Raw genomic sequence first — 26,994 nt, 5'->3', positions numbered from 1 at the left:
TCTCTCGGGGACCCGGAAATTGCTTGTTCTTGGGAGCCTCAAAACACCATGACACTTTGGCTCAATTGAGGCCGGAGACCCAGCAGACGCGGCCACATTGGGCCCTCTGCCGCCTGCTCCTGCTCAATCGCGCGGGCATGTTGCAGGAAAGCCACAGGTCGGCAGGGGCCGCGCATCTACCGGCCGCTAGCTTCGCTTGGCCTTGTCGGCGGCGTTGGTCGACTGGATCTGTTCGCGAATGCGAACCCAGTCCTGCTCGCTGTAGGACATCATGTGGGAGAAGGTGCCGTTGCCCATGATGCCCATGGCGCCGTCGATCGCGATGACCTCGCCGTTGATGTACTCGACCTCTTCGCTCATCAGGAAGGCTGCCATGTTGGCGAGTTCGCTGGGACGGCCGACGCGGCCCATCGGATTGCGGGTGTTGTAGCGCGCGTCGTTGCTTTCCTGGCTCGGGTTGAGGCGGGCCCACGCTCCCTCGGTCGGAAAGGGGCCGGGCGCGATCGCGTTGAGGCGGATGCCATGGCGGGCCCACTCGACGGCGAGGCTCTGGGTCATGACGGCGACGCCGGCCTTCGACATGGCGGACGGCACGACGAAGGGACTGCCGGTCCAAACCCAGGTCGTGAGGATGCTGAGGACGCTCGCCTTGCGCTGCTCCGCGATCCAGCGCTTGCCGCAGGCATTGGTCATGTAGAACGTGCCGTGCAGCACGATGTTGGCAATCGCGTCGAAGGCGCGGGGGCTCAGGTCCTTGGTCTGCGAGATGAAGTTGCCGGCGGCATTGTTCACCAGCCCGTCGAGGGGGCCGGTGGCCCAGATCTGTTCGATCATCTCCTCGACGGCGCTCGCGACGCGGATGTCGACGGCGTGAAAGTCGACCCGGCGGCCGGGATACTTTTCCATCACTTGCTTGGCCGTCTCTTCGAGGATGCCGCCACGGCGGCCGCAGATCACACAGTCTGCACCCAGCTCGACGAACTTCTCCATCATCATCCGGCCGAGGCCGGTGCCGCCGCCGGTGACGAGGAAGCGCTTTCCCTTGAAAAGATCTGGCTTGAACATGTGTCGGTCCTCCCGTGAATGCTTCAGGCGATTCGTCTAGCGTGAGGTTGTAATCCCCGACAAGGACTGTTGCTTCTAGCGCGCAGGATGGTTACCATTTCTGCATAACAACACGGGATCGTTGAATGACGACCCATCCGGGAGAGACGAGCGGGGACGTTGGTACGGTTGAGCTGCGTGGTAAGGTAAAGTGGTTCAACGCTGTCAAAGGGTACGGATTTCTTGCCCTGGACATCGATAACAGCGACGCGTTCCTGCATGTAACGACACTGCGGCAGTCCGGGCATGAAGACCTCAAGCCCGGTGCAACTGTCACTTGCGCAGGTGTCCGCGGCCCGAAAGGGTGGCAGGTGATGAAGGTGATCGACGTCGACCAGTCGACGGCGATTCCAAAGGTCACGAGGCCATCGCCCGTTCCTGACGGGATCGAGATGAGCGACTACATCACTGCGCTGGTGAAATGGTACAATAACGAGCGCGGCTACGGGTTCGTGACTCGCGAGACGGCCGAGGGCGACATCTTCGTGCACGCCGCTGTTTTACGGCGGCACGGATTGGATTCGCTGGCGCCGGGCCAGAAAGTGATGATCCGGATCGCCGAAGGCCAGAAGGGCCTGCAGGTCGTCGAGATCCGCGGCGACTGAGGATCTTCGCTATTTGATCTCCCGAACATAGCTGTCGAGCGGCGGTGCCTGCTTGATCAGGCCGCGCTTCACGAGGAAATCCGCGAAGGCGACATAGCGCGGCCGATCGAGCGCGGACGGATCGGCTGCGAGCAGGGGGACCGTATCCTTCCACGCCAGCCGGTTGAGATCGTTGTCGAGATCCTTGCCGTACTTGGAGAAGCTCGCCCAGGCTTCGGCCGGGTTCGCCGTCAGCCAGGCAGTGGCCTCGGCAAGGGCGGTCAGCAGTTTCTTCGTGCGGGCGGCATCGACGGTCTCGCGCTTGGCCAGGATGACGAGTTCGTCGTAGGTCGGCACGCCGTGCTTCTCGACCAGCCAGATCCGGCCCTTCGCCTTGTTGAGCTCGAGGTCGTTCAGCTCGAAGTTGCGGAAGGCGCCGATCACCCCGTCGACCTGCTTGCTCATGAGCGCCGTGGTGAGGGCGAAGTTCACGTTCACCAGGGTGACGTCCTTCAGCGTCAGGCCGGCGCTCTCCAGCATCGCGCCCAGGACGGCCTCCTCGAAGCCGGAGACGGAGAAGCCGATCCTGCGGCCCTTGAAGTCCGCGATGGTCTTCACGGGCGAGTCTTCCAGGGCCACCAGAGAGTTTAGCGGCTGCGCCACGAGCACGCCGACCCGCACCAGCGGCAGGCCTTCTGCGGCCAGCATCTGCAGCGTCGGCTGATAGGACAGCGCGTAGTCGGCCTGGCCGGCCGCGACCAGCTTGGGCGGAGCGTTGGGATCGGCCGGCGCGATCAGCTCGACATCCAGGCCCTGCTTCCCGAACAGGCCGCGCTGCTTGGCGATGACCAGCGCGGCGTGGTCGGGATTGACGAACCAGTCGAGCAGGATGCGGACCTTGTCCTGCGCGGCGGCCGGAAGGGCCAGGCAACAGAGCGCCAGAATGGCGATCAAGCGGGTCATCGTTTGCATCATCAGTCTCCTTGAGGGGGGTGCCAGGGCACGAGGCGCCGCGCGAGCCGGTCCGCCGCGGTGTAGAGCGCGAGCCCGAGCAGGCAGAGGATGGTGAGCGCCGCGAAGGCGAGGGGTGTCTGCCCCCGAGCCAGCGACTGGGTCATCAGGAAGCCGAGCCCGGCGCTGGCGCCGACCCATTCGCCGATTACCGCCCCAATCGGTGCGACGGCCGCGGCGATGCGCACGCCGGAGGCAAAGGCAGGCAGGGCCGCCGGCAATCTGATCTGCAGCAGCACGGCGCGCGACGGCGCGTCCATCGTTCGGGCGAGTTCGAGCCAGCCTGGATCCGTGCGGCGCAGCCCGTCGTAGAGGCTGCTCACCACCGGGAAGAAGATGATGAGTGCCGCCATCGCGACTTTGGAAGCCATGCCGTAGCCGAGCCAGACGACGAGAAGGGGCGCGATGGCGATCACGGGGATGGCCTGCGAGACGATTACCAGCGGCAAGGCCCAGCGGCGCCAGGCGGCCGACGCCGCGAAGACGACGGCCAGCGCCGCGCCGAGCGCGAGTCCCAGCGCCAGGCCCAGGACCATTTCGCTGGCCGTCCAGGCGGCCTGTTCCATGAGGAGGTCGAACCGTTCGGCCAGCACAACGGCGACGCGCGAGGGTGGTGGCAGGATGTAGGGTGGCAACCCGGTCAGCCACACGAGCGCTTCCCAAGCGGCGATCAGGCCCAGCGCGGTGATGAGGGGCCTCACGCTCCGCTCCTCAGGTCGCCGATCAGACGTGCCTGGAGCGAGAGAAGGGTCGCGTCGCCCGGGTCGCGGGGCACGGCGCCGGGTGGGGCGATGACCGGCCCCACGGCGAACGGGTGGCCCGACAGGATGCGAATCTCGTGGCCGAGACGTAGCGCCTCCAACGGATCGTGGGTCACCAGCACGACCGTCCGGTTCTGCAGCAGGCGTGCCGCCAGGTCCTGAAGGTCGAGGCGCGTCACCGCGTCGAGATGGCCGAACGGTTCGTCCATCAGGACGATCTGCCGATCCTCGCACAGAGTGCGGGCGAGCGCCGCCCGCTGCCGCATGCCGCCCGACAGGGCTTGCGGCAGATCCTGCATCCGGTCGCCCAGTCCCACTTCGGTGAGCAGCGAACGAGCCCGCGGTTCGGCCGCCCGGCGCGCCACTGCGTCGCGGCGCAGCCGATATCCCAGCAGGACGTTCTCCAGCACGCTGAGCCAGGGCAGCAGAAGGTCGCGCTGGGCCATGTAGGCGACGGGTCCGGCGGCCTGACTGCCCGGCAGCAGGCCGGCGAGATGGCGCAGGAGGGACGTCTTGCCGACACCGCTGCGGCCCAGCAGGCAGGTCGTGCGGCCGCCGGGAAAATCGAGGGACAGGTCCTCGGCCACGACATGGCCGTCGAGGACGATATGTGCCGAACGCACCAAAAGAGCAGGCGAAGACGTCAAAGAAGCCACCAGTCCCTACGCCGGCATTAACCGGATCAGGTTCGGGGTCGTCCTTCCGGACCTCTCAGCCGCCAGGCGGCTCCCCCCGATGAGCGGCGGCCACTATGGTTACGTGCCCCTGTTCACGCAAGCGCCTTCGGTTTGACGAATTCGCTGTCCACGCTCTATCCATGGCCATGGTTCAAGCACTCTCCAAGCCGCCGCTCGGCCGGCGCCTCTTTCTCGCAGCGCCTCTCATCCTGGCGGGCGGTACCGCGTGGGCGCAGCAGGGCAACAACGACTTCCACTTCAAGCGCTCGTCGCTGGTGGTGGTTTCCGGCGGTCGCGAGATCAAGTTCGACGTCGAGCTGGCGCTCGACGATACCCAGCGGGCCCGCGGTCTGATGTTCCGCGAGAAGCTCGGCCCCTACGAGGGCATGCTGTTCGATTTCTACAAGGACGCGCCGGTCAGCTTCTGGATGAAGAACACCCTGATCCCGCTCGACATGGTGTTCATCGCCGGCGACGGTACGATCAAGTCGATCCATGCCAACGCCGTGCCGCATTCGACAGAGACCATCCCCAGCCAGTTCCCGGTGCGGGCGGTCCTCGAGATCAACGGCGGCAGCGCGAAGCTCTTGGGCATCAAGCCGGGCGACAAGGTCCTCCACCCGATCTTCGGCAACGCCTAGCGCTTCAGCGCGCAGGTCATCCCGTCGCCCACGGCAAAGAGGGCCAGGTCGATCCGCCGGTCGGCCTTGAGCTTGGCATTGAGCGCGCGGAGCGCCTGGGTGTCGCGATCGACTTCGGCCGGGTCGGCAACCGCGCCGCCCCACAGGACATTGTCGATCAGCACGAGGCCACCGCGGCGGACCAGCTTGAGGCAGCGCTCGTAGTAGGCGTCGTAATCGTCCTTGTTGGCGTCGATGAACGCCAGATCGAGCTGTTCAGTCAGGCCCTGGGCCAGCAGCCAGTCGAGCGTCGCGAGCGCGGGGCCGATCGTGAGTTCGATGCGGCTCTCGACTCCGGCCTCCCGCCAGTAGCGGCGCGCGACCTTGGTGTAGTCGGGGCTGACGTCGCAGCACCAGAGCTTGCCGTCATCCGGCAACGCCGCAGCGATGCACAGGGAGGAATAGCCCGTAAAGGTGCCGACCTCGACGGCACGCCGGGCGCCGATCGCCCGTGCCAGCAGTTCGATCTGCTGGCCCTGGTGGGCGGAGATCTGCATGCCCGCGCGCGGCAGTTTTGCCGTCTCCTCGCGTAGCCGGCGACGCAGCGGCGGTTCGCGCAGCCAGTTGGCGTCGACATAATCGACGATCGTGCCGTCGATCTTCGGCCAGCTCTTCATGCTCTCTCCTGTTGGCTCGGTACGTTCGCCTCGCTAGGGTCGCGTCCCTGTAATGGCGGGTTTGGGAGTGGGTATGTCGGATATCGAGATCGCACGGCGCGCAATCAAGAAGCCCATGAACGATGTCGCCGCACGGCTCGGCATCCCGGAAGACGCGCTGGAGCCCTATGGCCGCGACAAGGCAAAGCTCGATGGCGCCTACGTGAAGTCGCTTTCCGGCCGCGCGCCGGGACACCTGATCCTGGTGACCGCGATCAATCCCACCAAGGCCGGCGAGGGCAAGACCACAACGACGATCGGGCTGGGCGACGCGCTCAGCCGCCTCGGCAAGAAGACCGCCATTGCACTGCGCGAGCCGAGCCTCGGACCATGCTTCGGGCAGAAGGGTGGGGCTACCGGCGGCGGCCAGGCCCAGATCGTGCCGATGGCCGACATCAACCTGCATTTCACCGGCGACTTTCACGCGATCACGACGGCGCACAATCTGCTGGCCGCGATGCTCGACAATCACATCTACTGGGGCAATGCGCTGGGCATCGATGCCCGCCGCGTGTTCTGGCCGCGCGTCCTGGACATGAACGACCGCGCGCTGCGCGACATGGTCGCGAGCCTGGGGGGTGTCGCCAACGGCTTTCCGCGCCAGACGCGTTTCGACATCACGACCGCGTCGGAGGTCATGGCCATCCTCTGCCTCGCCACCGATCTCGAGGATCTGGAGCAGCGACTGGCGCGGATCGTCGTGGCCGAGACGCGTGAGGGCAAACCGGTGACGGCGGGCGACCTCAAGGCGGCGGGCGCGATGGCGGCCGTGCTGAAGGATGCGGCCAAGCCAAACCTCGTGCAGACGCTGGAGAACAATCCGGTGCTGATTCACGGCGGTCCCTTCGCCAACATCGCGCACGGCTGCAACTCGGTGATCGCCACCCGCGCCGCCCTCGCGCTGGGCGACTATGTCGTTACTGAAGCAGGCTTCGGCGCCGATCTTGGCGCCGAGAAGTTCCTAGACATCAAGTGCCGCCAGGCTGGACTGAAGCCCGAACTGGCGGTGGTCGTCGCCACCGTGCGCGCGCTCAAGCTGCACGGTGGAGCCGACGAGAAGGCGCTGGCGAAGGAAGATGTCTTCGCGGTCGAGAAGGGGCTTCCCAACCTGCTGCGACATGTCGAGAACCTGCGCAAGTTCGGCCTGCCCGTGCTGGTCGCCATCAATCGCTTCCTGACCGACACGCCCGCAGAGCTGGAGATGATCGAGGCTCAGTGCGCCGCGGCGGGCGCCAAGGCCTATCTCTGCGAGCACTGGGCCAAGGGCGGCGCCGGCGCCGAAGAGCTGGCGAAGGCGGTCGTGGCGACGCTCGACGAAGGCAAGGCGGCGTTCAAGCCGCTCTATCCCGACGACCTGCCGCTGGCGCAGAAGATCGAGACCATCGCCCGCGAGATCTATCGCGCGTCGGGCGTGGCGATCGCCGGGCCGGCCCTGCGGCGTCTGAAGGCGCTGGAGGCGGCAGGCTACGGCAAGTTGCCCATCTGCATCGCCAAGACGCAGTACAGCTTCGCTGCCGATCCGGAACTGCGCGGCGCCCCGACCGGCCATACCCTGCCCATACGCGAAGTGCGCCTGTCAGCCGGTGCCGGCTTCGTAGTGGCAATGGCGGGCGAGATCATGAGCATGCCGGGACTGCCGCGCGTGCCGGCGGCGGAGAACATCCGATTGACGGCGGACGGCCAGGTGGACGGGATCTTCTGAGCCATGCGGACCTATTCGTTCGTCACCGTCGACGTGTTCACCACCACCCGGTTCGGCGGCAATCCGCTTGCGGTCTTCCCGGATGCGACCGGCATGAGCGATGCGGAGATGCAGTCGCTCGCGGCCGAGTTCAACTTGAGCGAGACGACCTTCGTGCTGCCGCCGGATGATCCGGCGCACACGGCGCGGGTGCGCATCTTCACGCGCACGCGTGAGATGCCGTTCGCCGGCCATCCCAATGTCGGCACCGCCTATGTGCTGGCACAGCAGGGCAGGGACCGGGACGGCAAGCTCCTGTTCGAGGAACTGGCCGGCCTCGTCGAAATCGACGTCGAGCGCGATGCGTCTGGGGTGCCGATCGGAGCAACCATCGCGGCCCCGCAGCCGCTCTCGCTGGGCCCGGAGCTGCCGGTCGAGACCATTGCCGCCTGCGCATCGCTGACGCCCGCGGACATTCGCGCCGGCGCGCACAGGCCGGTGGGTGCGTCGCTCGGCAATCCCTTCGTCATTGCGGAGGTCGAACCGTCGGCGCTTACGCGCGCGACACCGGATTTCCCGTCGTTTCGGCAGACCGTTGAGCAGACGCCTGCCCTGAACGACCGCCTCGGATTGTATCTCTATGCCCATGCCGGGCAGGGAAGTGTTCAGGCCCGCATGTTCGCGCCCCTGGGCGGCACGATCGAAGACCCCGCGACCGGTAGCGCGGCGGGGCCGCTCGGCGCGCTGCTCCTGTCGCTGTCCGACGCACCCGAGCTCCATCTCGACATCCACCAGGGCGTCGTCATGGGGCGGCCGAGCCTGCTGCGCGTCGTGGCGCGGCGGGGTGCCGACGGCATTCGGGCCACGATTGCCGGCCAGTGCGTGCCGGTGCTCCGCGGCGAGGCCCAGCTCTGAGCTAGTGGGGCCGGAAGGCGTGCCGTTTCAGGTCGGCGAGCGGCACGACGTGGAGGGTGACGGCGTGGGTCGCCTCCAGCACGACCTGCGGCGCGACGTCTGCCTCAAAGGCCTCCTTCCAGCGGCTGGCGCACAGGCACCAGCGGTCTCCGGGTTTCAGGCCCGGGAAACCGTATTGCGGCATCGGCGTGCTGAGATCGTTGCCGCGCGATCGGGAAAACACGAGAAACTCGGCGGTCAGGACAACGCAAACCGTGTGCAGGCCGATATCCTCGGCACCGGTATTGCAGCAGCCATCGCAATAGAAGCCGGTGACCGGCTGGGTGGAACAGGGTTCCAACACCCCGCCCAGGACGTTTATGGACGGGGCGCGGCGGTCGGGGCGGCCCTGCTCGGGCGTCTGATCGAACATGGATCTATCGTAGCATCTGGAAATTGAGCTTTCGAGGCGGCGGGGCCGCTGGTAGAAACCCTCGCGTCAAAGCGGTGTATGGGCGGGGCGTAGCGCAGTCTGGTAGCGCGTCTGCCTTGGGCGCAGAAGGTCGTCGGTTCGAATCCGGCCGCCCCGACCACGCCCGAAACGGAGTAAGCGGAAGCCATGCAGGTTCGCATCTTCAAGCCGGCCAAGACGGCCATGCAGTCGGGAACGGGCAATACCCATGAATGGGTGCTGGAACCGGAGCCGTCGCGCAAGGAGATCGACCCGCTGATGGGCTGGACCAGCTCTCGGAACACGATGCAGCAGGTGCGCCTTTTCTTCCCGACCCTCGAGGAAGCCAAGGCCCATGCCGAGAAGAACGGCTGGCAATATACGGTCGAGCAGCCGCACAGTCGGCCGGTGCGGGCCAAGGCCTATGCCGACAATTTCGCCTTCAACCGGGTTGGCCGCTGGACGCACTGACGTCGGCGGCGAATTTAAGGGCCTGAGATCGTCCCGGCGGGGTCGAACCGCCGCGATGCGTTTGCATTTGTCTTCCCTGGGGCTATAAGAATGCGAACCATTCGCAGTATTTTCCCGTGTCCTCCTCAGATCCTTCCCTCGGCCTCTACGTCGCGCATCGCGACGATCTCGTGGAGTATGCGAGCCGGCTCCTGAACCAGGACCGCTCCAAGGCGGAGGACGTCGTCCAGGAAGCCTGGATCCGACTTTCGGCCCGGCACGGGCAGGGCGCCGAGATCGTCAATCCGCTGCACTACATGTATTCGATCGTGCGCAATCTCGCGTTCGACATCCTGAATCGGGGGACGCGCGAGACGGTGGCCGATACGGCCGTGGCGCCCTACGACACGATTCCACACTTGGCCCCCTCCGCCGAGGACGTCGTCATCCATCGCGACAGGCTGCGCCTTCTCGCCGATGCCATCGCCGAATTGCCGGAGCGGACGCAGATTGCCTTCCGGATGTATCGTCTCGAAGACAAGACCCTCCAGCAGATCGCCGATCACCTGGGCATTTCGGTCGCCCGCACCTTCCAGCTCGTGCGCGACGCCGGCGCACATGCGACGCGACGCCTCCTTTGCCAGCAGGAACGGTCCGACGGGCAAAAATAAAGTGGGCGGCGCCATTCAAAACGGTGCACCGGATTCGCTCTATAGGGTGGGACCCCGCAGCGGGGACCGCAGCGGGGATGGAAACGTTCGTGGGTGATTCCACAAGAGAGCAGGGCGACGAGATCGAACGGGCGATGGAGTGGCTGCTCCGCCGGGAGACCGAGCGCGGGAACGCGGCTCTCGAACGTGACTTCCAGCAATGGCTGGAGCAATCCGACTCCCATCGCAAAGCCTACGCCTCGGTACAGGCAACCTGGGCCGATCTCGGAAAGCTCCCGGTTCAATCACCCGGCATGGAGGCGACCGCCAATGTCGTTCGCCTGCAGGTGCCGGCTTCACGCAGAGTCCGTTGGTTCGCCGCGGCCGCGGCGGTCGCGGCCGCCTGCTTTCTGTTCGTGGCATTCCCGGTCCTGCACCGGCACCTCATGGCCGACTACACGACAGGGGTCGCCGAACTGCGCGAAGTGGTCCTGCCCGACGGCAGCGTCGTGGACCTCGATGCCGGAAGTGCGATTGCCGTCGACTACCGGGACAGGGGCCGCCGGATCACGCTTCTTTCCGGACAGGCCTTCTTTCGGGTAACGCGCGATACCCAGCGGCCATTCTCGGTGCTCGCGGGCGACGTCTCGGTGGTCGTCACCGGCACGTCCTTCGGGGTGGCCAAGACCGCGACCACGGTCAATGTCGCCGTCCAGTCGGGAAGCGTCGAGGTCCTGCGTTACGGATATCCGCTGAGCCACGCGCTTACGGTGGGCGATCGGCTGGTGGTCGACCGTACCCATCACTCTGTCCAGCGTGAACGGACGGCGCCCGACTCGGTCGCCGCCTGGCGTTTGCGCCGGCTCGTCGTCGTGGATGGCTCGTTCGGTGACATCGTCGAGACGCTGGGCCGCCATTTGCCCGGTGCTCTCATCGTGGCCGATCGGTCGCTGAACCGTCAGGCGATCACCGGCGTCTTCGATCTCACGCAGCCGGTCGATGCACTGCGAACCTTGGCCGAATCGCAGAAGGCGGTCGTGACCGAGATCACCCCGTATCTGCTCATCGTCTCGCGACGCTGACCTGCTCCGTCTTTTTTTCGCCACGCCCCTACAAAACGGACAGGCCCGCTCAGTCATGGAGTCGAGAGCGCGACCGATCGCGGTCCGCACACGCAACGTTCCGTGACCCGCCGGCAACGGATTCTTGGGGAGAGAATTCTCGTGTCATTCAAGCGCTCGACGGCGCAGGCCGCGCACGGCCTTGCGGCGGCCGCCGTCGCCGCGGGCTCGCTCGCGGCTTTCCTGGTGCCGGCCCTGGCCCAATCCCCGCGTATCACGGAGCAGGCCCAGGCCGCACCCGCGAGGACCTTCGACATTCCCGCGCAGCCGCTTGCCCAGGCGCTGACCACGCTCGGGCAGCAGGCGGGACTGCAGTTCGCGGTCACGGCCTCCGTGGTCGCCGGCAAGACAAGCACGCCGGTGGCCGGTGCCATGACGGCCGAGCAGGCGCTGCGACTCATGCTCTCCGGCACGGGCATCAGCTATCGCTTCACGTCGCCCACGTCGGTGACGATCACGGGCTCCCCCGACGCGAGCGGTGCGCTGGTGCTCGATCCCGTCCAGGTGCAGGGCGCCTTCATGGTGCCGCCGCAAGCGATGATCGACAACGCACCGCCGGCTTACGCGGGTGGACAGGTCGCGACCGGTGGCCAGCTCGGCCTCCTGGGCAATCGTGCCGTGATGGACACGCCGTTCAACCAGAGCAACTACACGGCGAAGAAGGCCCAGGACCAGCAGGCCAAGACCGTCCGCGACGTGCTGATCGACGACCCGTCGGTTCGAATCACCCGGGGTGACAGCAGTCCCGGTACCGATCAGGTCAAGATCCGCGGCTTTCCCGTCGATAATTCCGATACCTCGTATGGCGGCCTTTATGGAATGCTGCCCAACTCGTCGATCATGGCGGAGATGGCCGAGCGCATCGAAGTGCTGAAGGGCCCGAGCGCGCTGCTGAACGGCATCCCGCCATTCGGTTCGATCGGCGGCAACATCAACGTCGTCCCCAAGCGCGCGCCCAACGAGGACCTGACCCAGGCGACGGCGAGCTACATTTCCGGAAGCCAGTTCGGCGGGCATATCGATTTCGGTCGCCGCTTCGGCGAGGAAAAGGAATTCGGCGTACGCTTCAACGGCGTGTTCCGGGGCGGCCAGACCGACATCCAATACAACGCGGATCAGCGGGCGCTGGCGGTCCTCGGATTCGATCTTCGCGGCGAGCGCGTGCGGCTCTCGGCCGACCTGGGGTATCAGAACCAGTACATCTCCGGCATCACGCCCTACCTGACCCTGGCGCCGGGCGTGCAGCTTCCCTATGCGCCGAACGCCCGCTCCAATCCCACCGCGCAGCCCTGGGGCTTCCAGGGCCGCAAGGATGCGTTCGGTGTCCTTCGGCTGGAGATGGACATCACCGACAACGTCACGCTCTACGCTTCGGCTGGTGCCCACGACTACCGGATGGGCGGTCTCTATTCGGCGGCGACGACCATCACGAATTTCAATGGCGCGGGCACGGCGCTGGCGCCGCTCAACTTTAGCCAGTACACGACGAGTCTGACCGCCCAGGGCGGCCTGCGCGCCCTGTTCGCGACGGCCGACGTCAACCATGAGCTCGCGATCACGGCGTCGACGCTCCAGCAGGACAACGGCCAAGTGAACGTCTCGCAGCCGGGCGGCGCCTTTGCGACCAACATCTACAATTCGACCTTGGTCGCGCGGCCGAACATTCCGACGCCGGCGGCCAACAAGACGTCGAGTTCCGGCTTCAACAGCATCGGCATCGCCGACACGATTTCCTCGCTCAACAACCGGGTGCAGCTCACGGCGGGCCTGCGGGCCCAGAACGTCCAGTCGGCCAACTACAATGCCGTGACCGGCGCGCTGGTCACCAGCTACGACCAGACGGTCGTCAGCCCTGCGGTCGCGCTGATCGTGAAGCCGCTCGAATACGTCTCGCTCTACGCCAACTACATCCAGGGCTTGCAGCAGGGCACCGTGGTGCAGCTTCCCTTCGCCAACGCCGGTACGATCCTGCCGCCCTACGTGTCCAACCAGATCGAAGTCGGCGTGAAGGCGGACTGGGGGACCTTCACCACCACCGCGGCGCTGTTCCAGATCACGCAGCCCAGCGTCATCACCAACACGACGACCAACACCCAGGGCGTCAACGGTCAGCAGATCAATCAAGGGCTCGAACTGAACGTGTTCGGCGAGCCGATGAAAGGGTTCCGGGTTCTCGGCGGCGCCATGTTCCTCAATCCGGTCCTGGCGAAGACGGCGGGAGGAACCACGGACGGCTGGATCGCGCCCTTCACGCCGCAATTCACGCTGAACCTGTCGGGTGAGGTCGATCTGCCCTTCGTGCCGGGCCTCACCCTTGCAGGACGTGCAATCTACACCGGTGCTCAATACATCGACACGACCTATCCGCGGCGCATGATGCCGCAATGGACCCGCTTCGACCTCGGGGCCCGCTATGCGTTCGAAAATCCGGGCGCCAAGGGCAAGATGCTCGTGGCCCGCTTCGACGTCGACAACATCCTCGATGCCAACTACTGGGCCGGCAGCAACCAGACGGCGACGTTCATGTTCCTGGGCGCGCCACGCACCTTCCGTCTCTCCCTGACCGCCGATTTCTAGGCCGGCGGCAGGGGAGGGGCGCGCGGATCCGCCTGACATGGGGAAGACCTTCCGCGACTCCATGCAGTGGCTGCACACATGGGCCGGGCTGTGTCTCGGCACCGTCCTGTTCGCGGTCTTCTGGATGGGTACCTTGTCGGTGTTCGACCGCGAGATCGATCGCTGGATGATGCCTGCGACCCGGGTGTCGCCAGCGGCGATGAATTCCGTGGACGCGCTCGCGAGCCAGATGCAGCCCCTGATCGGCGCGTCGCCGCTCTGGCTGGTGCTCTTTCCCAGTGACCGTGAGCCCGTCGCGCGGGTGGGGTATCTGGCGGGCGGAGGCAAGATCCGATACCGCCAGGCCGATCCCTCGACCTCCATCCTTCTTCCGGACACCGGCACGTGGGCCGGGACGGGATTCATCTATCCGTTTCACGTCAATCTGCATATCAGGGCCTGGTCGCTGGGCCTCTGGATCGTCGGTCTTGCGGGAATGGGGATGCTTGCGCTTTGCGTCTCCGGTGTCGTGATCCATCGCAAGATATTTGCCGATTTCTTCACCTTCCGATCCGACCGGAAAGCGCGGCGGCTGGTCCTCGATCTGCACAATGTCACGGGCGTTCTCGGGCTACCGTTCCATTTCTTCATCACCCTGTCGGGTGTGGTGATCTTCTTCACGGTGTACTTTGCGGGCGCCTGGGAGATGTCCTATCGCGGCGATCGGCAGGCTTTCGTACAAGAGTCGTACGGAATTTACGCGCGGCCGCGGCTCGATCGGCCGGGGCCTCCCATGGCCTCTCTGGATGCCATGGTCGAGCAGGCCTCCCGCGAGTGGAATGGGGGCACGCCTCAGCTGCTCCGGGTCTTTCATCGGGGGGATGCAAACGCCTATGTCGAGGTGCGCCGCTCGTTCGTCGGCGATCGCGTGACCATGCCGGTCGATGCCCTCTATTTCGACGCCGGTACCGGCGCCGTACTCTCGAGACACACGGCGCAGCCGGTCATGGCGGCGCACCGCTTCATCACCGGCTTTCACTTCGTCCAGTTCGATCACTGGCCCTTACGCTGGCTCTACTTCGCCCTGGGGCTCACCGGTTGCGTGCTGATCGCCACCGGCTTCCTGTTCTGGCTCGAATCGCGTCGCAAGCGCCACGAGCAGCTCGGACTCGCCGGCGTCCGCCTGGTCGACGGTCTTGCTGTTGGTTCGGTCAGCGGCATCCTGGCCGCGACGCTGGCGTTTTTCGTTGTCAACCGGCTGTTGCCGTCAGCCGTATCGGCAGGGGCATTCGAGCGCGCCGATCTGGAAGTCGGGGCGTTCTATCTGGTCTGGCTGGGGTCGTTCGCGCACGCCTGGTTGCGTCCACGGAGGGCTTGGCGGGAGCAATGCATCGCAATCGCACTATTGGCGGTCGGGGCGGTGGTCCTCAACGGCGTCACGTCCGGCGATCCTTTGTGGCGCACTCTTGCCGAGCAACGGCTATGGCCCGTCGCGGGCATGGATATCATGCTCCTGTTGGCTGCACTGGCCGCGTGGCTGGTGGCATCCGGACAGCGCTCCAAGCGGCGACGCGAACCGACCGGACCGTGAACGGGCGGCTCTCTGCATCACGACACTTTTATCGAACGTCTGCCGCCCGAACGCCTGCAAGGTTTCTAATGTCCCGGGTCTTTCAGTAAAATGTTGCGGTCGTATGACGTCTCTCGTTGGAGCAAGTCGTGCAAGCGTTCGTGGCTGCTGGAGGAATGAGAGCGACGCGGCGGTTGCAGATCCGTGAAGTCGCCGTCCTGTGGGTGATCGCCGCGATCTTATTCGTGGCTCCGGCCACACACGCCATGACTCTTGCCGTTGTGACCAAGCAAGTCACGGCTGGAGCCAGTACCTTTCTCAGCCACGAGATCACCCTTACGGGCCCGTTCGAGCTTGGCGGTTCCGACGAGCTCAAAGCTGTACTGGAAGACCTCAAGGCACGCGGAGGGACCAAGCCCGGAGAAGCGCTTGCCACCTTGTCTCTCGACAGCAAGGGAGGCGCGCTCGAAGAGGGGATGCGTGTCGGCAGACTCCTGAGGCAGTTCGGCGTGTCCACGATCGTGAGGAACGGCAAGCGTTGCCTCTCGACCTGTGCGATCGCTTTCCTCGGTGGCGCGGCACCCGGCACGGCCGGGCTGGTGGCCCACCGGCAACTGGAAATCGGCGGGCGGCTCGGCTTCCATGCCTTCTATGCCCCGCGTGACGGGGACGCGCGCGATGCCGCGACCAGTCGAGCTCGGGGTGTGACGGAAGGGCGGGCCACCTCCGCCATCGTCGTTGCCTACGTCCTCGAAATGGGGGTCGACCCCGAGCCGATCATTCGCGCCCTCGTCCGCCCCCCCGAGGAGATGACCTACATCGAGACGGCAGGCGAGTTCGTGGAATTGGGGATCTGCCCGGTCGCGCTCAAATTGCCGCGGATGACTTTGGCCGCGCGGGCGTCGAACATCTGCAACAACGCAAGCCAGGGACGCCTCCCTGTCTGGCCGGATCTGATCAACGAATACACACCGCTGGAGGCCAAGCGGCTTTTGTTGGGTGAAATCGCCTACCACGCCGGGCGCGCCAACGTGCGCGGCGGGATCGCCGCCCGTCTGCAGCAGGTGCTGCGCGGGGGCAGGGGGGCCGACGCCCTGTATTCAGAGCTGGCGGCCGCGGGTCTGCCGTTGCCGGTCATGCGGGCGAAGACTTACTATTTCGAAACGCCTGTCGCCGGAATTCCCAGGATGGGGTGCATGGCCACCCTGACCCCGGACGATCCAGCCCAATACGGCGTGGTTCTGATCACACACACTGGCCTTGCCAAACCGAAGCAGGCGCCCCCGGGGGAGTGCCCGGAGCTTTTTCTGTTCGGTCATGAGGAAGTGATCAACTGAGATGTGCTAAGGTGCAGCCCGAGGGCGAGCGAAGTGTCCCATCGGTGCCTGGATTGGGCAACGGGAGGGAACTGGTACTCAGCAGCCCGTCGTAACGGCTTGCGCCCGTAGCTCAGTGGATAGAGCAACCGCCTTCTAAGCGGTAGGCCGCTGGTTCGAATCCAGCCGGGTGCGCCATTTCCCAATATCTTCACAGCATGTGACTCGCCGTTGCACGGCTGCTTCGCAGTAGCGCATGCGATTCATTATCAGTGCCTTTTTCTTTCCGTGATAATAACTCGCATTCTCCTCATTCCGGGGGAGATGAGTAGCCTTCTGGGGAGAAGAAATGGCAAAGCGCGTACCGGTCAAGACGGCATTGGTTGGGTTGCTGGTGGCTCCAAGCGCCATGGCCCAGCAGGAGCCAGCCCAGACGCCAGCGCCCGCGCCAGCCACCCCGTCGACCGAAAACCAACCGGCGAGCCCATCCGCCGCGCCGGCGACCATGCAGACCGTCACGGTTACCGGCAGCCGCCCCAGCGAGGACTTCCAGGTTACGCGCGGATCGATCAACCGGCTCGGGGCCGCCAACCTGATGGACGTCCCCCAGTCGGTGGTCGTCATCAACCGGGCGCTGATGCAGTCGCAGGGCGTGACCCGCCTGGAGGATGCCGTGCGCAACGCACCGGGCGTCACCATCGGGTCGGCCGAGGGCGGCAACATCGGCACAAACATCAACATCAACGGCTTTTCGGCCCGCACCGATATCTATCTCGACGGCATGCGTGACCGCGGCCAGTACTATCGCGACGTGTTCGCGCTGGAGCAGGTCGAGGTGCTGATGGGACCGTCCTCGATGCTGTTCGGCCGCGGCTCGACCGGCGGCGTCATCAACCAGGTGACCAAGAAGCCTTTCCTGAAGCAGGCGACCGAACTCAGCGCCCAGGCGACGACCAACGGCCTCGTACGCACGACGGCGGACGTCAACACGCCGTTCGAGGAGACCAACGCGGCCCGCGTCTCGGCGATGTTCCAGGTCGGCAAGGCCTCGACCGTCGACCAGACCAACGTCCTCGACTTCGGCCTCGCACCGAGCGTGAAGCTCGGCATTGGCACGCCGACCGAGGTCACGCTGAGCGCGATCCTGCAGCATCGCAAGGATCAGGTGAATTACGGCGTTCCGAACCTGAACGGCTATCCGCTCAACGCGCCGCGCAACACCGCCTGGGGCTTCAACGACGACTACACCGAGCAGGACGTCATTGCCCTGCAGAGCCTGATCGAGCACAAGTTCGCGCCGAATCTCAATCTGCGCAACCAGACGGAGTTTGTCTGGGTGAACACGGCCGTGCGCGAGACCTCGGGCGGTTTCGTTGGCACCCTCGGCCCCAATGGCGGCTTCGTGGCGGCTCCACGCGGTCCGAACAATATCCCGTACAGTGCCGCGCCCCTCGGCAACCTGTGGATCCGACAGCTCAGCCGTGACCGGAACATCAACGACATCACGGTCGAGAACCAGACCGAGGTACTGGCCAAGTTCGACACCGGAAGCGTCGGCCACACGCTGCTGATGGGCATCGATCTGAACTATGAATCCTATTCCAACAAGCAATCGAGTCGGACCGGCACGTGCAACGGCATCGCTCTGCCGGCCGGATCCGTCGGCTGTACGCCGGCGGGTTATACGGTTGGGGCCAACACGCCCGGCAACGTCGCATCCGTGCCCGGCAACTACGCCTCCTCGCAGGCCTGGGGTGCCGGCTTCTACTTCAACGACACGGTCCAGGTCATTCCCGAGGTCAAGGTCGTCGGCGGCCTGCGGTGGGACTACTATTCCGCAACGGTCGGCAACTCGGTCAACAGCGCCAACACGGCCGGAAACACGCAGGTCCCGTTTCTCTATCAGGCCGACAGCTTCCTCAGCGTGCGTGCCGGCGTCATCTACGAGCCGACCCCGGCGCAATCGTACTACGTCTCGTACAGCACCTCGTTCAACCCGTCCCTCGAGCAGCTCACCTCGACGACCGGCGCATCGAACCTGCCACCGGAAAACAACAAGGGCGTCGAGGCGGGCGTAAAGTACGAGCTGTTGAACGCCAACCTGTCGCTCAACGCGGCGGTGTTCTCGATCGTCAAGAACAACGCACGCACGGCCAACCCGGACGGCACCTATTCGCCAACCGGAAACGTGCAGGTGAGTGGTGGCCGCGTCGGCTTCGCAGGCCGCATTACGCCGGAGTGGCAGGTGTTCGGCGGCTACGCCTATCTCAACGGCGTCATCCTGCAGGGCTTGAGCTACCAGAACGGCATCGGCAACACGACCGGCAAGGTGCCGCTCAATACGCCGAGAGACTCCGCCAACCTCTGGACGACGTACACGTTCAAGGAGACCTACGAGATCGGCGGCGGCGTCTTCTATGTCGGTCAGCGCTACGCCAACAACGCCAACACCGTGGTCGTTCCGGCCTACACGCGCTTCGATCTGACGGCGGCCTACAAGCAGCCGACCTATGACGTTCGTCTCAACGTCTACAACCTGTTCAACTCGGTCTACTACGACGGAGTCATCGCCTCCGACGGCGGCCGTGCGGTCATGGGGTCGGGTACGACCGGCATGATCACGCTGAACTACCGGCTGTGATGACGGAAGCCGCCGCCCGTCATGCTGGTCTGTGTTCCCCAAGTCCTCAATGCCGCGCAGCTTGTCAGCCTGCGCGAGCGTCTCGAGCGTTCCAACTCGTGGGTCGACGGTCGCGTGACCGCCGGCTACCAGGGGGCGCCGGTGAAGTTCAATCAACAGATCGACGAGCGGTCTGAAACGGCGATCGCCTGCCAGCGCATCGTGGGCGCGGCGCTGGAGGTCCATCCGATCTTCATCAGCGCCGTTCTGCCGAACGAGATCTATCCGCCCATGTTCAACCGCTACGGCGAGGGCATGCGGTTCGGCGCACACGTCGACGGCAGTGTGCGCATCAACCCGCACAACGGGCGCAAGCTGCGGACGGATGTATCGGCGACGCTGTTCCTCAGCAACCCCGAGGACTATGACGGCGGCGAACTGCTGATCGAGGACACGTACGGCCAGCACAGCGTCAAGCTGGCGGCCGGCGACATGGTCGTCTATCCCGCGACCAGTCTGCATTCGGTGGCACCGATCACCCGCGGGGTGAGGATGGCCTGCTTCTTCTGGACGCAGAGCCTGATCCGCGACGACATGCAGCGATCGCTGCTGCACGACATGGACAATGCCATCCAGCGCCTGAACGAGACCAATGCAGACGAAGGTGCCCGGAGGTCGTTGATCGGCTGCTACCACAACCTGGTTCGGCAATGGAGCGAGACGTGATGTCGGTCGCCGCAGCCGCCGCCCCTGGAAAAGCGGGGAAGGTCAACCGCCGGCTCACCTTCGTGCGCTGGGTGCGCAAGACGCACGGGTGGTTCGGGCTGTGGGGTGCGCTGCTGGGTCTTCTGTTCGGATTCAGCGGAATCTGGCTCAATCACCGCAGCATCATGAAGCTGCCCTTGCCCGACCAGCAGCAGATCAACGCGCAGCTCCAACTGCCTGACCCGCGACCCCAGACCATCGAGGCGATGGGCGCGTGGCTGCAGCAGGCCTTGAAGCTCGATCGCGGACCGAACAATGCGCGCATCGAGCGCGCCCGGCCGGTTGCCTGGGGCGAGCGAGGGGGCGAGGGGACCCCCCGGCCCCTGCAACAGCCCGAGCGGTGGCTGTTGAACTTCGGTGGGCCCAATCATCTCGTGCAGGCCGAGTATTGGGTCGGCAACGGATCGCTGTCGGTGCGGACGACGCAGAACGGGTTTGTCGCGACGATGACCAACCTGCACAAGGGCACGGCGATGCCGGTGCCGTGGATCCTGTTGATCGATACGCTGGCCGGCAGCATGATCTTCCTGTCGATCAGCGGCGTCATTCTGTGGTGGGAGTCCCACCGCAAGCGTGCGGTCGGCATCACGATTTTCGCCGTCGCCGTGGCCACCACGGTGGCATTGGCCGTCAGCCCGCTCCAATTCTAGGGGCGATGTCAGTGGTAGAACGCGTGTCTTCGAATTCGCCCTTCGTGGAGCCCGGCCCGCCGGGACCGTCGCGCGAGCCGCTATCGACGGCGGCGCGGCGCGGCATCCTTGCGCTGGTGATCTTCTTCCATGTGGGAGGGGGCTGGGCGCTGACGCAGGTCGAGCCGGTGAAGCTGGTGGTGGGCGACATCGCGCCGATGGAGGTGCGCATGGTGGCGGCGGAGGAGCCGGGCCAGCCCGAGATCGAGGATTCGGAGCCGCCGCCGCCGGTCGAGCTGAAGCCGCCGCCGCCGGAGCTGGCGACGATCGTCGAGCCGCCGCCGCCCGACCTGCCTCCGCCGGAGTTCCCGCTGGCCAAGGTCGAGCTGCCGCCGCCGGACGAGCCGCCGCCGCCCGAGTTCAAGCCGCCGGAGAAGAAGGTCGAGCCCAAGCCCAAGCCGCCGGAGCCGAAGCCGGTGCAGAGGAAGCCGCAGCCGGCGCGTCCGGCCGCGCCGGTCGAGGCGGGGCCACAGCAGGCCGCGCCCGCGGCGCCGGCCGGCCCGCGCACTGTGCAGGCCTCGCAGCTCGGCTGGCTGGTGCAGCCCAATCCGGCCTATCCGGCGCGCGCGCGGCGGGCGGGCGAGCAGGGCACGGCGACCATCCGCGTACTGGTCGACGTGACCGGCCGGCCGGCCCAGGTCTCGCTGGCGTCGTCGTCGGGCCATGCCGATCTCGACCAGGCGGCGCTGAGCGCGGTGCGCGCGGCGCAGTTCCGGCCCTATGTGGAAGGCGGCCTGGCGCAGGCGGTCTGGGTCCACGTTCCGATCAAATTCGTGTTGCAGTAGGAGAGTATCGCATGGGCGACGCATCGGCCCTGGGCTTCGGCCATTTCATTGCGCAGGCGGACATCGTCGCGAAGATCCTGCTGGGCGTGCTGGCGGTGATGTCGGCGATCTCCTGGTACCTGATCGTCTACAAGGGGATCGGGCAGATCATCCGCCAGGGGCGCAGCCGCCGATTCCTGACCTTCTTCTGGAGCGCGACCTCGCTCGAGCAGGTGCAGCACGAGCTCAGCATCCACGGGGTGAACGAGCCGTTCGGTCATCTGACGGCGCATTCGCTGCATGCCCAGGCGCACCACGCGAAGTTCGGCGCGGCCAAGCTCGAGGAGGCGGGCAGCGAGACCGAGTTCCTGACGCGCACGATCAAGAAGGTGCTCGACGAGGAGACGACCTCGCTGGAGAACGGGCTCACCATGCTGGCGACGATCGGCGCCACGGCGCCCTTCGTGGGCCTGTTCGGCACGGTATGGGGCGTCTATCACGCGCTGGTGGCGATCGGCATGTCGGGCTCGGGCATGCTCGACAAGGTGGCGGGCCCGGTGGGCGAGGCGCTGATCATGACCGGCATCGGCCTCGCGGTCGCCCTGCCGGCGGTCATGGGCTACAACTGGCTGACCCGCTCCAACCGCGTGTTGACGGCCAAGCTCGACGCCTTCGCCTTCGAGCTGCTGACCTTCCTGTCGATGGGCCGTGCGCTGCAGGCCGGCCGCAAGCCGGGCAGCGTGCCACTCGCGGCCGTGACCTGAGGGAGACGGGCAATGGCATTCGGAAGCTTCGAACGCAAGACCTCGTCCCAGCCGATGGCCGAGATCAACATGGTGCCGCTGATCGACGTGGTGCTGGTGCTGCTGGTGATCTTCATCGTGACGGCGCCGCTGCTCACCAACGTGGTGAAGCTCGACCTGCCCAAGGCGACGGCCAACGCCGACCTGCAGAAGCCCGAGAAGATCGAGTTCGCGATCGACGCGCAGGGCTCGCTGTTCTGGGGCGGCGAGCGGGTGACGCGGGAGGAGGCGATGGAGAAGTTCGTCGAGGCCGGCCGCAAGCGGCCGCAGCCCGAAGTCTATCTCCGCGCCGACGCCACCGTGCCCTACCGCTACGTCTCCGAGACCCTGGCCGACGCTTCCAAGGGCGGCCTCTCCAAGATCGCCTTCGTCAGCGAACCGGCGCGCTGAGCCTCAGCTCCGCGAACCGGCGAAGCTCACCGTGGCGACGCCCGCGCCAACCAGCAGGCCGCCGCCCACCTTGTTGACGACGCCGAGGGAACGCGGATCGGAGGCCAGCCGGCGCGCCCGTGAGGCGACCAGCGCGTAACCGAAGGCATTGGCGAAGGCCAGCACCAGGAACGTCGTCTCGAAGACCAGCATCTGGGTGAGGAAGTCCGCCTTGGGATCGAGGAAGGCGGGCAGGAAAGCCACGAAGAAGGTGATGCTCTTCGGATTGAGGGCCGTCACCAGCCAGGCATGCCCCAGCATCTTCGCGGCGGAAACGGGGTCGGTCCGCGGGGCGGCGTCGAGCGTGCCGCCGGCGCGCCACAGCTTGATGCCGAGATAGACCAGATAGGCCGCGCCCGCCCATTTCAGGAGGGTGAACAGCGTGGCGGAGGTGGCGAGCAACGCGCCCAGTCCCAGCATCGAGAGGGTCATGGCCGTGAAGTCGCCCAAGGCGACGCCGGTGGCCATCGGCAGCGCGGTGCGCCAGCCCTGTCCGAGGGCATAGGACACCACCAGGAGCACGGTCGGCCCCGGGATCACCAGAAGGACGCTCGACGCCGCGGCGAACGCGACCCAGGCTTCAAAGGACATAAAAACCTCGTGAACTTGCGCCATAAAGCCATGACCAGGTGGTGACGTCAGCCGAATATTTGGCCTCCTGTCACCGTCAAGCTTATAGTACGTGCGATCTTGCTGGAGGCTGAATGACCCGTTCCACGGCGCGAGGCTACCACCATGGCGACTTGCGCGAGGCATTGGTAGCGGCCGGCCGCAAGCTCGTCGAAGAAAAGGGAATCCGCGGCTTCACGCTGCGGGAGTGCGCCCGCCGGGCCGAAGTCTCCCATGCGGCGCCTGCGCACCATTTCGCATCGATGGACGACTTGCTGGCCGAACTGGTCCGGCGCGGTTTCGCGGAACTGACGACGGCTATGACGACCGAGGCCGAGCGGGCGGCGGACGATGAACCCGCCGCGCGACTGGTCGGTCTTGGCGTTGGCTACATGGCGTTTGCCGCCGCCAATCCCACGCTCTTCCAGCTCATGTTCAGCCGGGAGGCGAACCACATCGAGCCTAAGGAGGGGGATGTAGGCGCTGAGAGCGTTCGTCGTCTGCTGGTGGCCGTTATCGGCCACGTGGTCGGCGATGCGGGGGACGATGTCCGCCAGCAGGGCGCCGATCTTGCCTGGGGCACCATGCACGGTTTCATCACCCTGGTGCTGGAAGGCGAGATCGGGCGCCGCGATTCCTCGAGAACCCTGAAGGCCCGGGGCCTCGCCGCCCTTGCGGCGATGGCCGAAACGGTGACACGTCTGGCCCGGCCCTGAGCCGGCCGACGCTCAGAGAGGGATGCGGAACAGCAACGCCTCTGTCCCGCCATGCGCGGCGACCTTGGCAAAGCGCTCGACGAGGACGCCGCCATTGGCGGTGATGACCTTCTGCGACGGCAGATTGTCGGGATCCGTCGTTAAGTCGACATGCGGCAGCCCGTGCCGCCGGATGTCCTTCAGGAGCATTCCGAGCGCCAGCGTCGCGTAGCCCCGACGGCGCTTCCAGGGCGCCACGGCGTAGCCGATATGGCCGAGAACGTACGAGGGGAGTGCTGCCGTCCCCGGCTGCCAGCGAAAGCCGATCGAGCCGCAGAATTCGCCGTCCCACATCCAGCGCCGGTAGCCGGGCATGCGCGGGACCATCGAGCCGTCGGGCAGGGTGACCGGCCCGGCCTTGGCTTCGGGATCGTCCAGCGAGGCCACGAACGCCGCCGGATCGGCCTCGATGCGCGCCAGCTCCTCACGAGGCGCCTCGTCGACCCGCACATTGTCGGGTGACCAGCCGCGGCGGAGCGCGTCGGCATAGCCGTCGAGATGGGCGAGGTCGGGCACGATGAGCTGCAACGGACTTTCCTTTTAGGCCGGCCGGTGCTGTAGCATGCCGGCCCATGACTTCCAGCCCCGTCCTCGTCCTCGATATCGATGGCGTCGTTTCGCTCGCCCAGCCGGGCTCGTCGCATCCCTGGTACGCGACCCTCAAGGAGGACTGGGGCCTCAGCCATGACCAGGAGCTGGCCCCGGAATTCTTCCTGAAGCCGGAGTTCATGGAGGTCCTGCGCGGCCGCCTCGATCTCTACGTGGCGCTGCACGAGTATTTCGAGACCAAGGGCCTCGCCGACCGGCTGGAGGAGTTCGTCACCTACTGGTTCGAGAAGGACTCCGACATCGACCGCGGCGTCCTCGCCCAGGCCGATGCCTGGCGCCGGCGGACGGGCGGCCGGGTCTTTGCGGCGACCAACCAGGAACATCATCGCATCGCCTACCTGCGCGACCGAATGGGGCTGGGCGCGCATTTCGACGAGATCGTCTATTCGGCCGCGCTGGGCGTCTGCAAGCCCGAGCGCGTGTTCTACACCAACGCCCAGGCCCGCATGGGCGTCACCGTCGCCCAGTCGATCCTGTTCGTCGACGACAAGACCAGCAACGTCGACGGCGCCCGCATGGCCGGCTGGCGCGCCGTGCTCTATCGCGGTCCGGAGAGCCTCGAACGGGCCTTGGCGGGCTGGGGTTAGGCGTCGCCGCAGCAGCGCGAGACGAGGAGTGTGCAGGCGAGCAGGTCGGCGCAGCCGCCGGCGGAGAGGTTGCGTGCGATGAAGGCCCGGTGCAGCGCTTCCGCCTTTTCGAACCAGTCGGGCTGGTGACAGCCGCCGTCGGCCAGGAAGTCCGCCGCCGACTGGCGAACGAACGAGCCGGCCCGCAGGCCGCCGCGGTAGAGCACCGTCGTGTCGTCGATCGACGCCATCAGGGCGAACAGGGTCTGGATGCCGGCCGAATTGTCGTCGAGGCCGACCTCTCGCGCATGGCGATAAATAGGAAGGCCCGTCTCAAACACGGCGGGAAAGGCGCGGGCGGCCTCGCGGCGGGCGCCGTCGCGGCCCGTCCGGCGGCGCACGAGGCCGCCATGGCTCGCCTCATCGCTCCGGGCGGCGTGGGCTGAGAGCGCATCGCCCCAAGTTTCCCTGAGCGCCGCGCGCACGGCGGCCGGCGAGAGGGAAGCGGAGACGGTCTGGGCGCGGGCTATGGCGGCGACCAGGAGACCGACCGAAAAGATTGCGCCCCGATGCGTGTTGACGCCGCCCGTGATCGCCAGCATCCCGCGCTCGGCCTCGACCCCCAGCGGCACCAGGCTCTGGTCGAACGCGTGCCCGGCGCGACCTGCCGCAGCGAGGGCAACGAAGGGCGACAGCAGCGAGTCGGCCGACCGGCACATCAGGTCGAAATCCATGTCGGCGTGAGCACCGGAATCGACGGGACTGACGAGGCCGGGCTTGGGATAGGCCTGCAGCTCGTCGCGCATCGCCGTGACGGCGGCGCGGGCAATCGCCTGGTCGTCCAAGCTCATCGTCCGATCTGGGAGCGCGGCACGAGCTTCAGCGTGTCGACCGACTTCAGGAGGATCTCGTCCTTGTCCTGGAGAAGTTCGCGCCATTGAACCTCCCCTACGCCAGGAAAGGAGAGTTCCCCGTCGATGCGGAAGGCGAGATCCTGTTCCGCGCGCGCGAGGAAGGTGGCCGTACGCAGAGCGGCGTCGAGATCGGCGACGTCGATCACCACGTCGAGATCGGACGCCGCGTGCACATGGCGCTCGCCGGTCAGCAGCTGCCACATCCAGCTTCCGTAGACGTTGATCGTGACGCCGGCGGCGGCAGCGGCGGCAATCAGTCGGGAGAAGGAGTTGGTCTCTGCCATCGCGGCCGGGCAGCGCGCGATTTCCGCGAGGGCAGGTGGTCGGGCGTTACGCACGATGTCATCGGGATCCGTTCGGGCGGCGACGCGGCGCGGCCGCAGTTCCGGGTGGGCCGGATCGGTCGTGCAGAAACCCAGCCCCACATCGGAAGCGTCGTTTCGACGGCGGGTCACGACGAAAGGACGGCCGGCCTCATGCCAGCGGGCCGCCCGGGCGCGGTCGTCCTCGGTCTCCGCTCCGGGCGCTTGTGACAGCCAGACCAGCGTGTGGCGCCGGAGCCCGGTCATCGCGCCGATTCGGCGAGCACCTTCTGGCGGATGTCGAGCGCGAGCTTGCGGCCGCCGCGCTTCTTGCCGAGCTCGGCGCGATTGTCCTCGGTCGACGAGTTCGCGAGAGCCTGGGCGAGCTTGGCCGGCACGTCGTCCTTCTCCGACCAGACTTCCTCGACTCCGCCCAGCAAAGCGAAGGGCGCGGCGCCGAACTCCAGCGACGGCATGGTCTTCGAGAGCTTCTCCAGCACCGGAGCCGGGATCTTCGTCACGGCCGACATCGCCGCGATCGGCATCAGCCCGACGCTGGCCGAGTCGAGCGCGTAGATGCGGTCGGCGAACATTCCGTAGCAGAGGAAGGCGCCGCCGACGGCCTGGCCGGTGGCGACGGTGAGCAGCTTGTGGCCCTTGCGCCGCGCCAGCTCGAGGCAAGACAGGAGATGGCCGAAATAGCTCGCGAGGCCCAGCATCTCGGCGACACGGTTCGGCTCCTGTCCGGCGCTGTCGACCAGCATGACGATCGGCGTCTTGGGCTGGTGCTCGATGCACTGGATCACGTGTGCGGCGAGGCGCAGCGCGGCTTGGTTGTCGATGTAAGTTCCATCGCAGGTGCCGATGACGCAGACCTTGGCGCCGTCGACCATGGCGTAGCCCGTCAGAACCGATTTTTCGATGGCGATGCCCGTGGCGGAGGCGCCGAACAGGCGCGCCAGGACGGCGCGGGCGGATGGCTTCTTCGGTGTCGGCTTCTTCATGAC

General features: G+C 66.3%; 29 protein-coding genes, 2 tRNA genes and 1 riboswitch. Of the genes, 20 read left to right on the top strand and 11 right to left on the bottom strand.

Annotated features, from left to right (window positions below; translation table 11 throughout):
* Positions 1-186: 186 nt before the first annotated feature.
* Positions 187-1,065, bottom strand: coding sequence for an SDR family oxidoreductase (locus ACO07I_RS03035; protein ID WP_422014171.1), 879 nt, complete (start codon positions 1,063-1,065; stop codon positions 187-189).
* A gap of 125 nt (positions 1,066-1,190) precedes the next feature.
* Here ACO07I_RS03035 and ACO07I_RS03030 point away from each other — a divergent pair, with 125 nt between their 5' ends.
* On the top strand, positions 1,191-1,709 hold the full coding sequence (locus tag ACO07I_RS03030; protein WP_422014169.1) for a cold-shock protein: 519 nt from the start codon (positions 1,191-1,193) through the stop codon (positions 1,707-1,709).
* Positions 1,710-1,718: 9 nt separating this feature from the next.
* Here the strand turns inward: ACO07I_RS03030 and ACO07I_RS03025 are convergent, their stop codons facing one another.
* The 3 genes from ACO07I_RS03025 to ACO07I_RS03015 are packed head-to-tail and all read right to left on the bottom strand — an operon-like array spanning position 1,719 to position 4,083.
* The gene (locus ACO07I_RS03025; RefSeq protein ID WP_422014167.1) at positions 1,719-2,651 is read right to left on the bottom strand and encodes an ABC transporter substrate-binding protein; all 933 of its coding nucleotides are present in this window, start codon (positions 2,649-2,651) and stop codon (positions 1,719-1,721) included.
* 11 nt (positions 2,652-2,662) lie between these two features.
* Positions 2,663-3,400 (bottom strand): ABC transporter permease, encoded by a 738-nt coding sequence (locus ACO07I_RS03020; protein WP_422014165.1) that lies wholly within the window; start codon positions 3,398-3,400, stop codon positions 2,663-2,665.
* Positions 3,397-4,083, bottom strand: a complete 687-nt coding sequence (locus ACO07I_RS03015; RefSeq protein ID WP_422014163.1) for an ABC transporter ATP-binding protein — start codon at positions 4,081-4,083, stop codon at positions 3,397-3,399. The genes ACO07I_RS03020 and ACO07I_RS03015 overlap by 4 nt, the downstream gene beginning before the upstream one ends.
* Before the next feature lie 18 nt (positions 4,084-4,101).
* Positions 4,102-4,203: riboswitch (TPP riboswitch) on the bottom strand.
* 74 nt (positions 4,204-4,277) lie between these two features.
* Between ACO07I_RS03015 and ACO07I_RS03010 the strand changes: the two genes are divergently transcribed.
* A complete protein-coding gene (locus ACO07I_RS03010) occupies positions 4,278-4,778 on the top strand; it encodes a DUF192 domain-containing protein (protein WP_422014161.1) in 501 nt (166 codons plus the stop codon).
* On the opposite strand, the gene ACO07I_RS03005 is transcribed toward ACO07I_RS03010, so the two are convergent.
* A complete protein-coding gene (locus ACO07I_RS03005; protein WP_422014159.1) occupies positions 4,775-5,434 on the bottom strand; it encodes an O-methyltransferase in 660 nt (219 codons plus the stop codon). The genes ACO07I_RS03010 and ACO07I_RS03005 overlap by 4 nt on opposite strands.
* Before the next feature lie 73 nt (positions 5,435-5,507).
* Here ACO07I_RS03005 and ACO07I_RS03000 point away from each other — a divergent pair, with 73 nt between their 5' ends.
* Positions 5,508-7,175 (top strand): formate--tetrahydrofolate ligase, encoded by a 1,668-nt coding sequence (locus ACO07I_RS03000; protein WP_422014157.1) that lies wholly within the window; start codon positions 5,508-5,510, stop codon positions 7,173-7,175.
* A 3-nt stretch (positions 7,176-7,178) separates the two neighbouring features.
* On the top strand, positions 7,179-8,069 hold the full coding sequence (locus tag ACO07I_RS02995; RefSeq protein ID WP_422014155.1) for a PhzF family phenazine biosynthesis protein: 891 nt from the start codon (positions 7,179-7,181) through the stop codon (positions 8,067-8,069).
* A 1-nt stretch (position 8,070) separates the two neighbouring features.
* Here the strand turns inward: ACO07I_RS02995 and ACO07I_RS02990 are convergent, their stop codons facing one another.
* Positions 8,071-8,481 carry a DUF2237 family protein gene (locus ACO07I_RS02990; RefSeq protein WP_422014153.1) on the bottom strand — a complete coding sequence of 137 codons (411 nt, stop codon included), beginning with the start codon at positions 8,479-8,481 and terminating at the stop codon, positions 8,071-8,073.
* Positions 8,482-8,564: 83 nt separating this feature from the next.
* Between ACO07I_RS02990 and ACO07I_RS02985 the strand changes: the two genes are divergently transcribed.
* The 14 genes from ACO07I_RS02985 (at position 8,565) to ACO07I_RS02920 (ending at position 22,193) form a co-directional block, all read left to right on the top strand.
* A tRNA-Pro gene (locus ACO07I_RS02985) sits at positions 8,565-8,641 on the top strand.
* 26 nt (positions 8,642-8,667) lie between these two features.
* Complete coding sequence (locus ACO07I_RS02980; RefSeq protein ID WP_422014151.1) at positions 8,668-8,970, top strand: ETC complex I subunit; 303 nt, start codon at positions 8,668-8,670, stop codon at positions 8,968-8,970.
* A 116-nt stretch (positions 8,971-9,086) separates the two neighbouring features.
* Entirely contained in the window at positions 9,087-9,620 is a 534-nt protein-coding gene (locus tag ACO07I_RS02975) for a sigma-70 family RNA polymerase sigma factor (RefSeq protein ID WP_422014149.1), read from the top strand.
* An 89-nt stretch (positions 9,621-9,709) separates the two neighbouring features.
* On the top strand, positions 9,710-10,681 hold the full coding sequence (locus tag ACO07I_RS02970; protein WP_422014147.1) for a FecR family protein: 972 nt from the start codon (positions 9,710-9,712) through the stop codon (positions 10,679-10,681).
* Between the two features lie 141 nt (positions 10,682-10,822).
* A complete protein-coding gene (locus ACO07I_RS02965) occupies positions 10,823-13,297 on the top strand; it encodes a TonB-dependent siderophore receptor (RefSeq protein ID WP_422014145.1) in 2,475 nt (824 codons plus the stop codon).
* A gap of 37 nt (positions 13,298-13,334) precedes the next feature.
* Positions 13,335-14,867 (top strand): PepSY-associated TM helix domain-containing protein, encoded by a 1,533-nt coding sequence (locus ACO07I_RS02960; protein WP_422014143.1) that lies wholly within the window; start codon positions 13,335-13,337, stop codon positions 14,865-14,867.
* 128 nt (positions 14,868-14,995) lie between these two features.
* Positions 14,996-16,183 (top strand): hypothetical protein, encoded by a 1,188-nt coding sequence (locus ACO07I_RS02955; RefSeq protein ID WP_422014141.1) that lies wholly within the window; start codon positions 14,996-14,998, stop codon positions 16,181-16,183.
* A 101-nt stretch (positions 16,184-16,284) separates the two neighbouring features.
* Positions 16,285-16,360, top strand: a tRNA-Arg gene (locus ACO07I_RS02950).
* A 151-nt stretch (positions 16,361-16,511) separates the two neighbouring features.
* Positions 16,512-18,803, top strand: coding sequence for a TonB-dependent receptor (locus ACO07I_RS02945; RefSeq protein WP_422014139.1), 2,292 nt, complete (start codon positions 16,512-16,514; stop codon positions 18,801-18,803).
* A gap of 21 nt (positions 18,804-18,824) precedes the next feature.
* Positions 18,825-19,508 (top strand): Fe2+-dependent dioxygenase, encoded by a 684-nt coding sequence (locus tag ACO07I_RS02940; protein WP_422014137.1) that lies wholly within the window; start codon positions 18,825-18,827, stop codon positions 19,506-19,508.
* Complete coding sequence (locus ACO07I_RS02935; protein WP_422014135.1) at positions 19,508-20,197, top strand: PepSY-associated TM helix domain-containing protein; 690 nt, start codon at positions 19,508-19,510, stop codon at positions 20,195-20,197. The genes ACO07I_RS02940 and ACO07I_RS02935 overlap by 1 nt, the downstream gene beginning before the upstream one ends.
* 23 nt (positions 20,198-20,220) lie before the next feature.
* The gene (locus ACO07I_RS02930) at positions 20,221-21,021 is read left to right on the top strand and encodes an energy transducer TonB (RefSeq protein ID WP_422014133.1); all 801 of its coding nucleotides are present in this window, start codon (positions 20,221-20,223) and stop codon (positions 21,019-21,021) included.
* 11 nt (positions 21,022-21,032) lie between these two features.
* Positions 21,033-21,764 (top strand): MotA/TolQ/ExbB proton channel family protein, encoded by a 732-nt coding sequence (locus ACO07I_RS02925; protein ID WP_422012005.1) that lies wholly within the window; start codon positions 21,033-21,035, stop codon positions 21,762-21,764.
* Between the two features lie 12 nt (positions 21,765-21,776).
* On the top strand, positions 21,777-22,193 hold the full coding sequence (locus tag ACO07I_RS02920; RefSeq protein ID WP_422012007.1) for an ExbD/TolR family protein: 417 nt from the start codon (positions 21,777-21,779) through the stop codon (positions 22,191-22,193).
* 3 nt (positions 22,194-22,196) lie between these two features.
* On the opposite strand, the gene ACO07I_RS02915 is transcribed toward ACO07I_RS02920, so the two are convergent.
* Entirely contained in the window at positions 22,197-22,823 is a 627-nt protein-coding gene (locus ACO07I_RS02915) for a LysE family translocator (protein WP_422014131.1), read from the bottom strand.
* A gap of 113 nt (positions 22,824-22,936) precedes the next feature.
* Here ACO07I_RS02915 and ACO07I_RS02910 point away from each other — a divergent pair, with 113 nt between their 5' ends.
* On the top strand, positions 22,937-23,557 hold the full coding sequence (locus ACO07I_RS02910; protein WP_422014129.1) for a TetR/AcrR family transcriptional regulator: 621 nt from the start codon (positions 22,937-22,939) through the stop codon (positions 23,555-23,557).
* A gap of 12 nt (positions 23,558-23,569) precedes the next feature.
* On the opposite strand, the gene ACO07I_RS02905 is transcribed toward ACO07I_RS02910, so the two are convergent.
* The gene (locus ACO07I_RS02905; protein WP_422014127.1) at positions 23,570-24,124 is read right to left on the bottom strand and encodes a GNAT family N-acetyltransferase; all 555 of its coding nucleotides are present in this window, start codon (positions 24,122-24,124) and stop codon (positions 23,570-23,572) included.
* 44 nt (positions 24,125-24,168) lie between these two features.
* On the opposite strand from ACO07I_RS02905, the gene ACO07I_RS02900 reads away from it, so the two are divergent.
* Positions 24,169-24,792: an HAD-IA family hydrolase gene (locus tag ACO07I_RS02900; RefSeq protein WP_422014125.1), complete on the top strand. Its 624-nt coding sequence runs from the start codon at positions 24,169-24,171 to the stop codon at positions 24,790-24,792.
* Here the strand turns inward: ACO07I_RS02900 and mdcB are convergent.
* Genes mdcB through ACO07I_RS02885 form a run of 3 tightly spaced genes read right to left on the bottom strand, consistent with a single transcriptional unit; the run spans position 24,789 to position 26,991 of the window.
* Entirely contained in the window at positions 24,789-25,622 is an 834-nt protein-coding gene (mdcB, locus tag ACO07I_RS02895) for a triphosphoribosyl-dephospho-CoA synthase MdcB (RefSeq protein ID WP_422014123.1), read from the bottom strand. The two genes, ACO07I_RS02900 and mdcB, sit on opposite strands and share 4 nt — an antisense overlap.
* A complete protein-coding gene (gene mdcG, locus ACO07I_RS02890) occupies positions 25,619-26,254 on the bottom strand; it encodes a malonate decarboxylase holo-[acyl-carrier-protein] synthase (RefSeq protein WP_422014121.1) in 636 nt (211 codons plus the stop codon). The genes mdcB and mdcG overlap by 4 nt, the downstream gene beginning before the upstream one ends.
* Positions 26,251-26,991: a biotin-independent malonate decarboxylase subunit gamma gene (locus ACO07I_RS02885; protein ID WP_422014119.1), complete on the bottom strand. Its 741-nt coding sequence runs from the start codon at positions 26,989-26,991 to the stop codon at positions 26,251-26,253. Before ACO07I_RS02885 ends, mdcG begins: the two co-directional genes overlap by 4 nt.
* Positions 26,992-26,994 lie beyond the last annotated feature (3 nt).

The sequence above is a fragment of the Reyranella sp. genome (assembly GCF_965227665.1).
Taxonomy (GTDB): domain Bacteria; phylum Pseudomonadota; class Alphaproteobacteria; order Reyranellales; family Reyranellaceae; genus Reyranella.
Note: the sequence above shows the minus strand (reverse complement) of the source record. Positions and strands in the feature narration are given on the sequence as shown.

Coding starts and splice junctions, on each gene's coding strand:
- ACO07I_RS03035 (WP_422014171.1), bottom strand. CDS start 1,065: ATGTTCAAGCCAGATCTTTTCAAGGGAAAGCGCTTCCTCGTCACCGGC.
- ACO07I_RS03030 (WP_422014169.1), top strand. CDS start 1,191: ATGACGACCCATCCGGGAGAGACGAGCGGGGACGTTGGTACGGTTGAG.
- ACO07I_RS03025 (WP_422014167.1), bottom strand. CDS start 2,651: ATGACCCGCTTGATCGCCATTCTGGCGCTCTGTTGCCTGGCCCTTCCG.
- ACO07I_RS03010 (WP_422014161.1), top strand. CDS start 4,278: ATGGCCATGGTTCAAGCACTCTCCAAGCCGCCGCTCGGCCGGCGCCTC.
- ACO07I_RS03005 (WP_422014159.1), bottom strand. CDS start 5,434: ATGAAGAGCTGGCCGAAGATCGACGGCACGATCGTCGATTATGTCGAC.
- ACO07I_RS03000 (WP_422014157.1), top strand. CDS start 5,508: ATGTCGGATATCGAGATCGCACGGCGCGCAATCAAGAAGCCCATGAAC.
- ACO07I_RS02995 (WP_422014155.1), top strand. CDS start 7,179: ATGCGGACCTATTCGTTCGTCACCGTCGACGTGTTCACCACCACCCGG.
- ACO07I_RS02990 (WP_422014153.1), bottom strand. CDS start 8,481: ATGTTCGATCAGACGCCCGAGCAGGGCCGCCCCGACCGCCGCGCCCCG.
- ACO07I_RS02980 (WP_422014151.1), top strand. CDS start 8,668: ATGCAGGTTCGCATCTTCAAGCCGGCCAAGACGGCCATGCAGTCGGGA.
- ACO07I_RS02960 (WP_422014143.1), top strand. CDS start 13,335: ATGGGGAAGACCTTCCGCGACTCCATGCAGTGGCTGCACACATGGGCC.
- ACO07I_RS02945 (WP_422014139.1), top strand. CDS start 16,512: ATGGCAAAGCGCGTACCGGTCAAGACGGCATTGGTTGGGTTGCTGGTG.
- ACO07I_RS02940 (WP_422014137.1), top strand. CDS start 18,825: ATGCTGGTCTGTGTTCCCCAAGTCCTCAATGCCGCGCAGCTTGTCAGC.
- ACO07I_RS02935 (WP_422014135.1), top strand. CDS start 19,508: ATGTCGGTCGCCGCAGCCGCCGCCCCTGGAAAAGCGGGGAAGGTCAAC.
- ACO07I_RS02925 (WP_422012005.1), top strand. CDS start 21,033: ATGGGCGACGCATCGGCCCTGGGCTTCGGCCATTTCATTGCGCAGGCG.
- ACO07I_RS02920 (WP_422012007.1), top strand. CDS start 21,777: ATGGCATTCGGAAGCTTCGAACGCAAGACCTCGTCCCAGCCGATGGCC.
- ACO07I_RS02915 (WP_422014131.1), bottom strand. CDS start 22,823: ATGTCCTTTGAAGCCTGGGTCGCGTTCGCCGCGGCGTCGAGCGTCCTT.
- ACO07I_RS02910 (WP_422014129.1), top strand. CDS start 22,937: ATGACCCGTTCCACGGCGCGAGGCTACCACCATGGCGACTTGCGCGAG.
- ACO07I_RS02900 (WP_422014125.1), top strand. CDS start 24,169: ATGACTTCCAGCCCCGTCCTCGTCCTCGATATCGATGGCGTCGTTTCG.
- mdcB (WP_422014123.1), bottom strand. CDS start 25,622: ATGAGCTTGGACGACCAGGCGATTGCCCGCGCCGCCGTCACGGCGATG.
- mdcG (WP_422014121.1), bottom strand. CDS start 26,254: ATGACCGGGCTCCGGCGCCACACGCTGGTCTGGCTGTCACAAGCGCCC.
- ACO07I_RS02885 (WP_422014119.1), bottom strand. CDS start 26,991: ATGAAGAAGCCGACACCGAAGAAGCCATCCGCCCGCGCCGTCCTGGCG.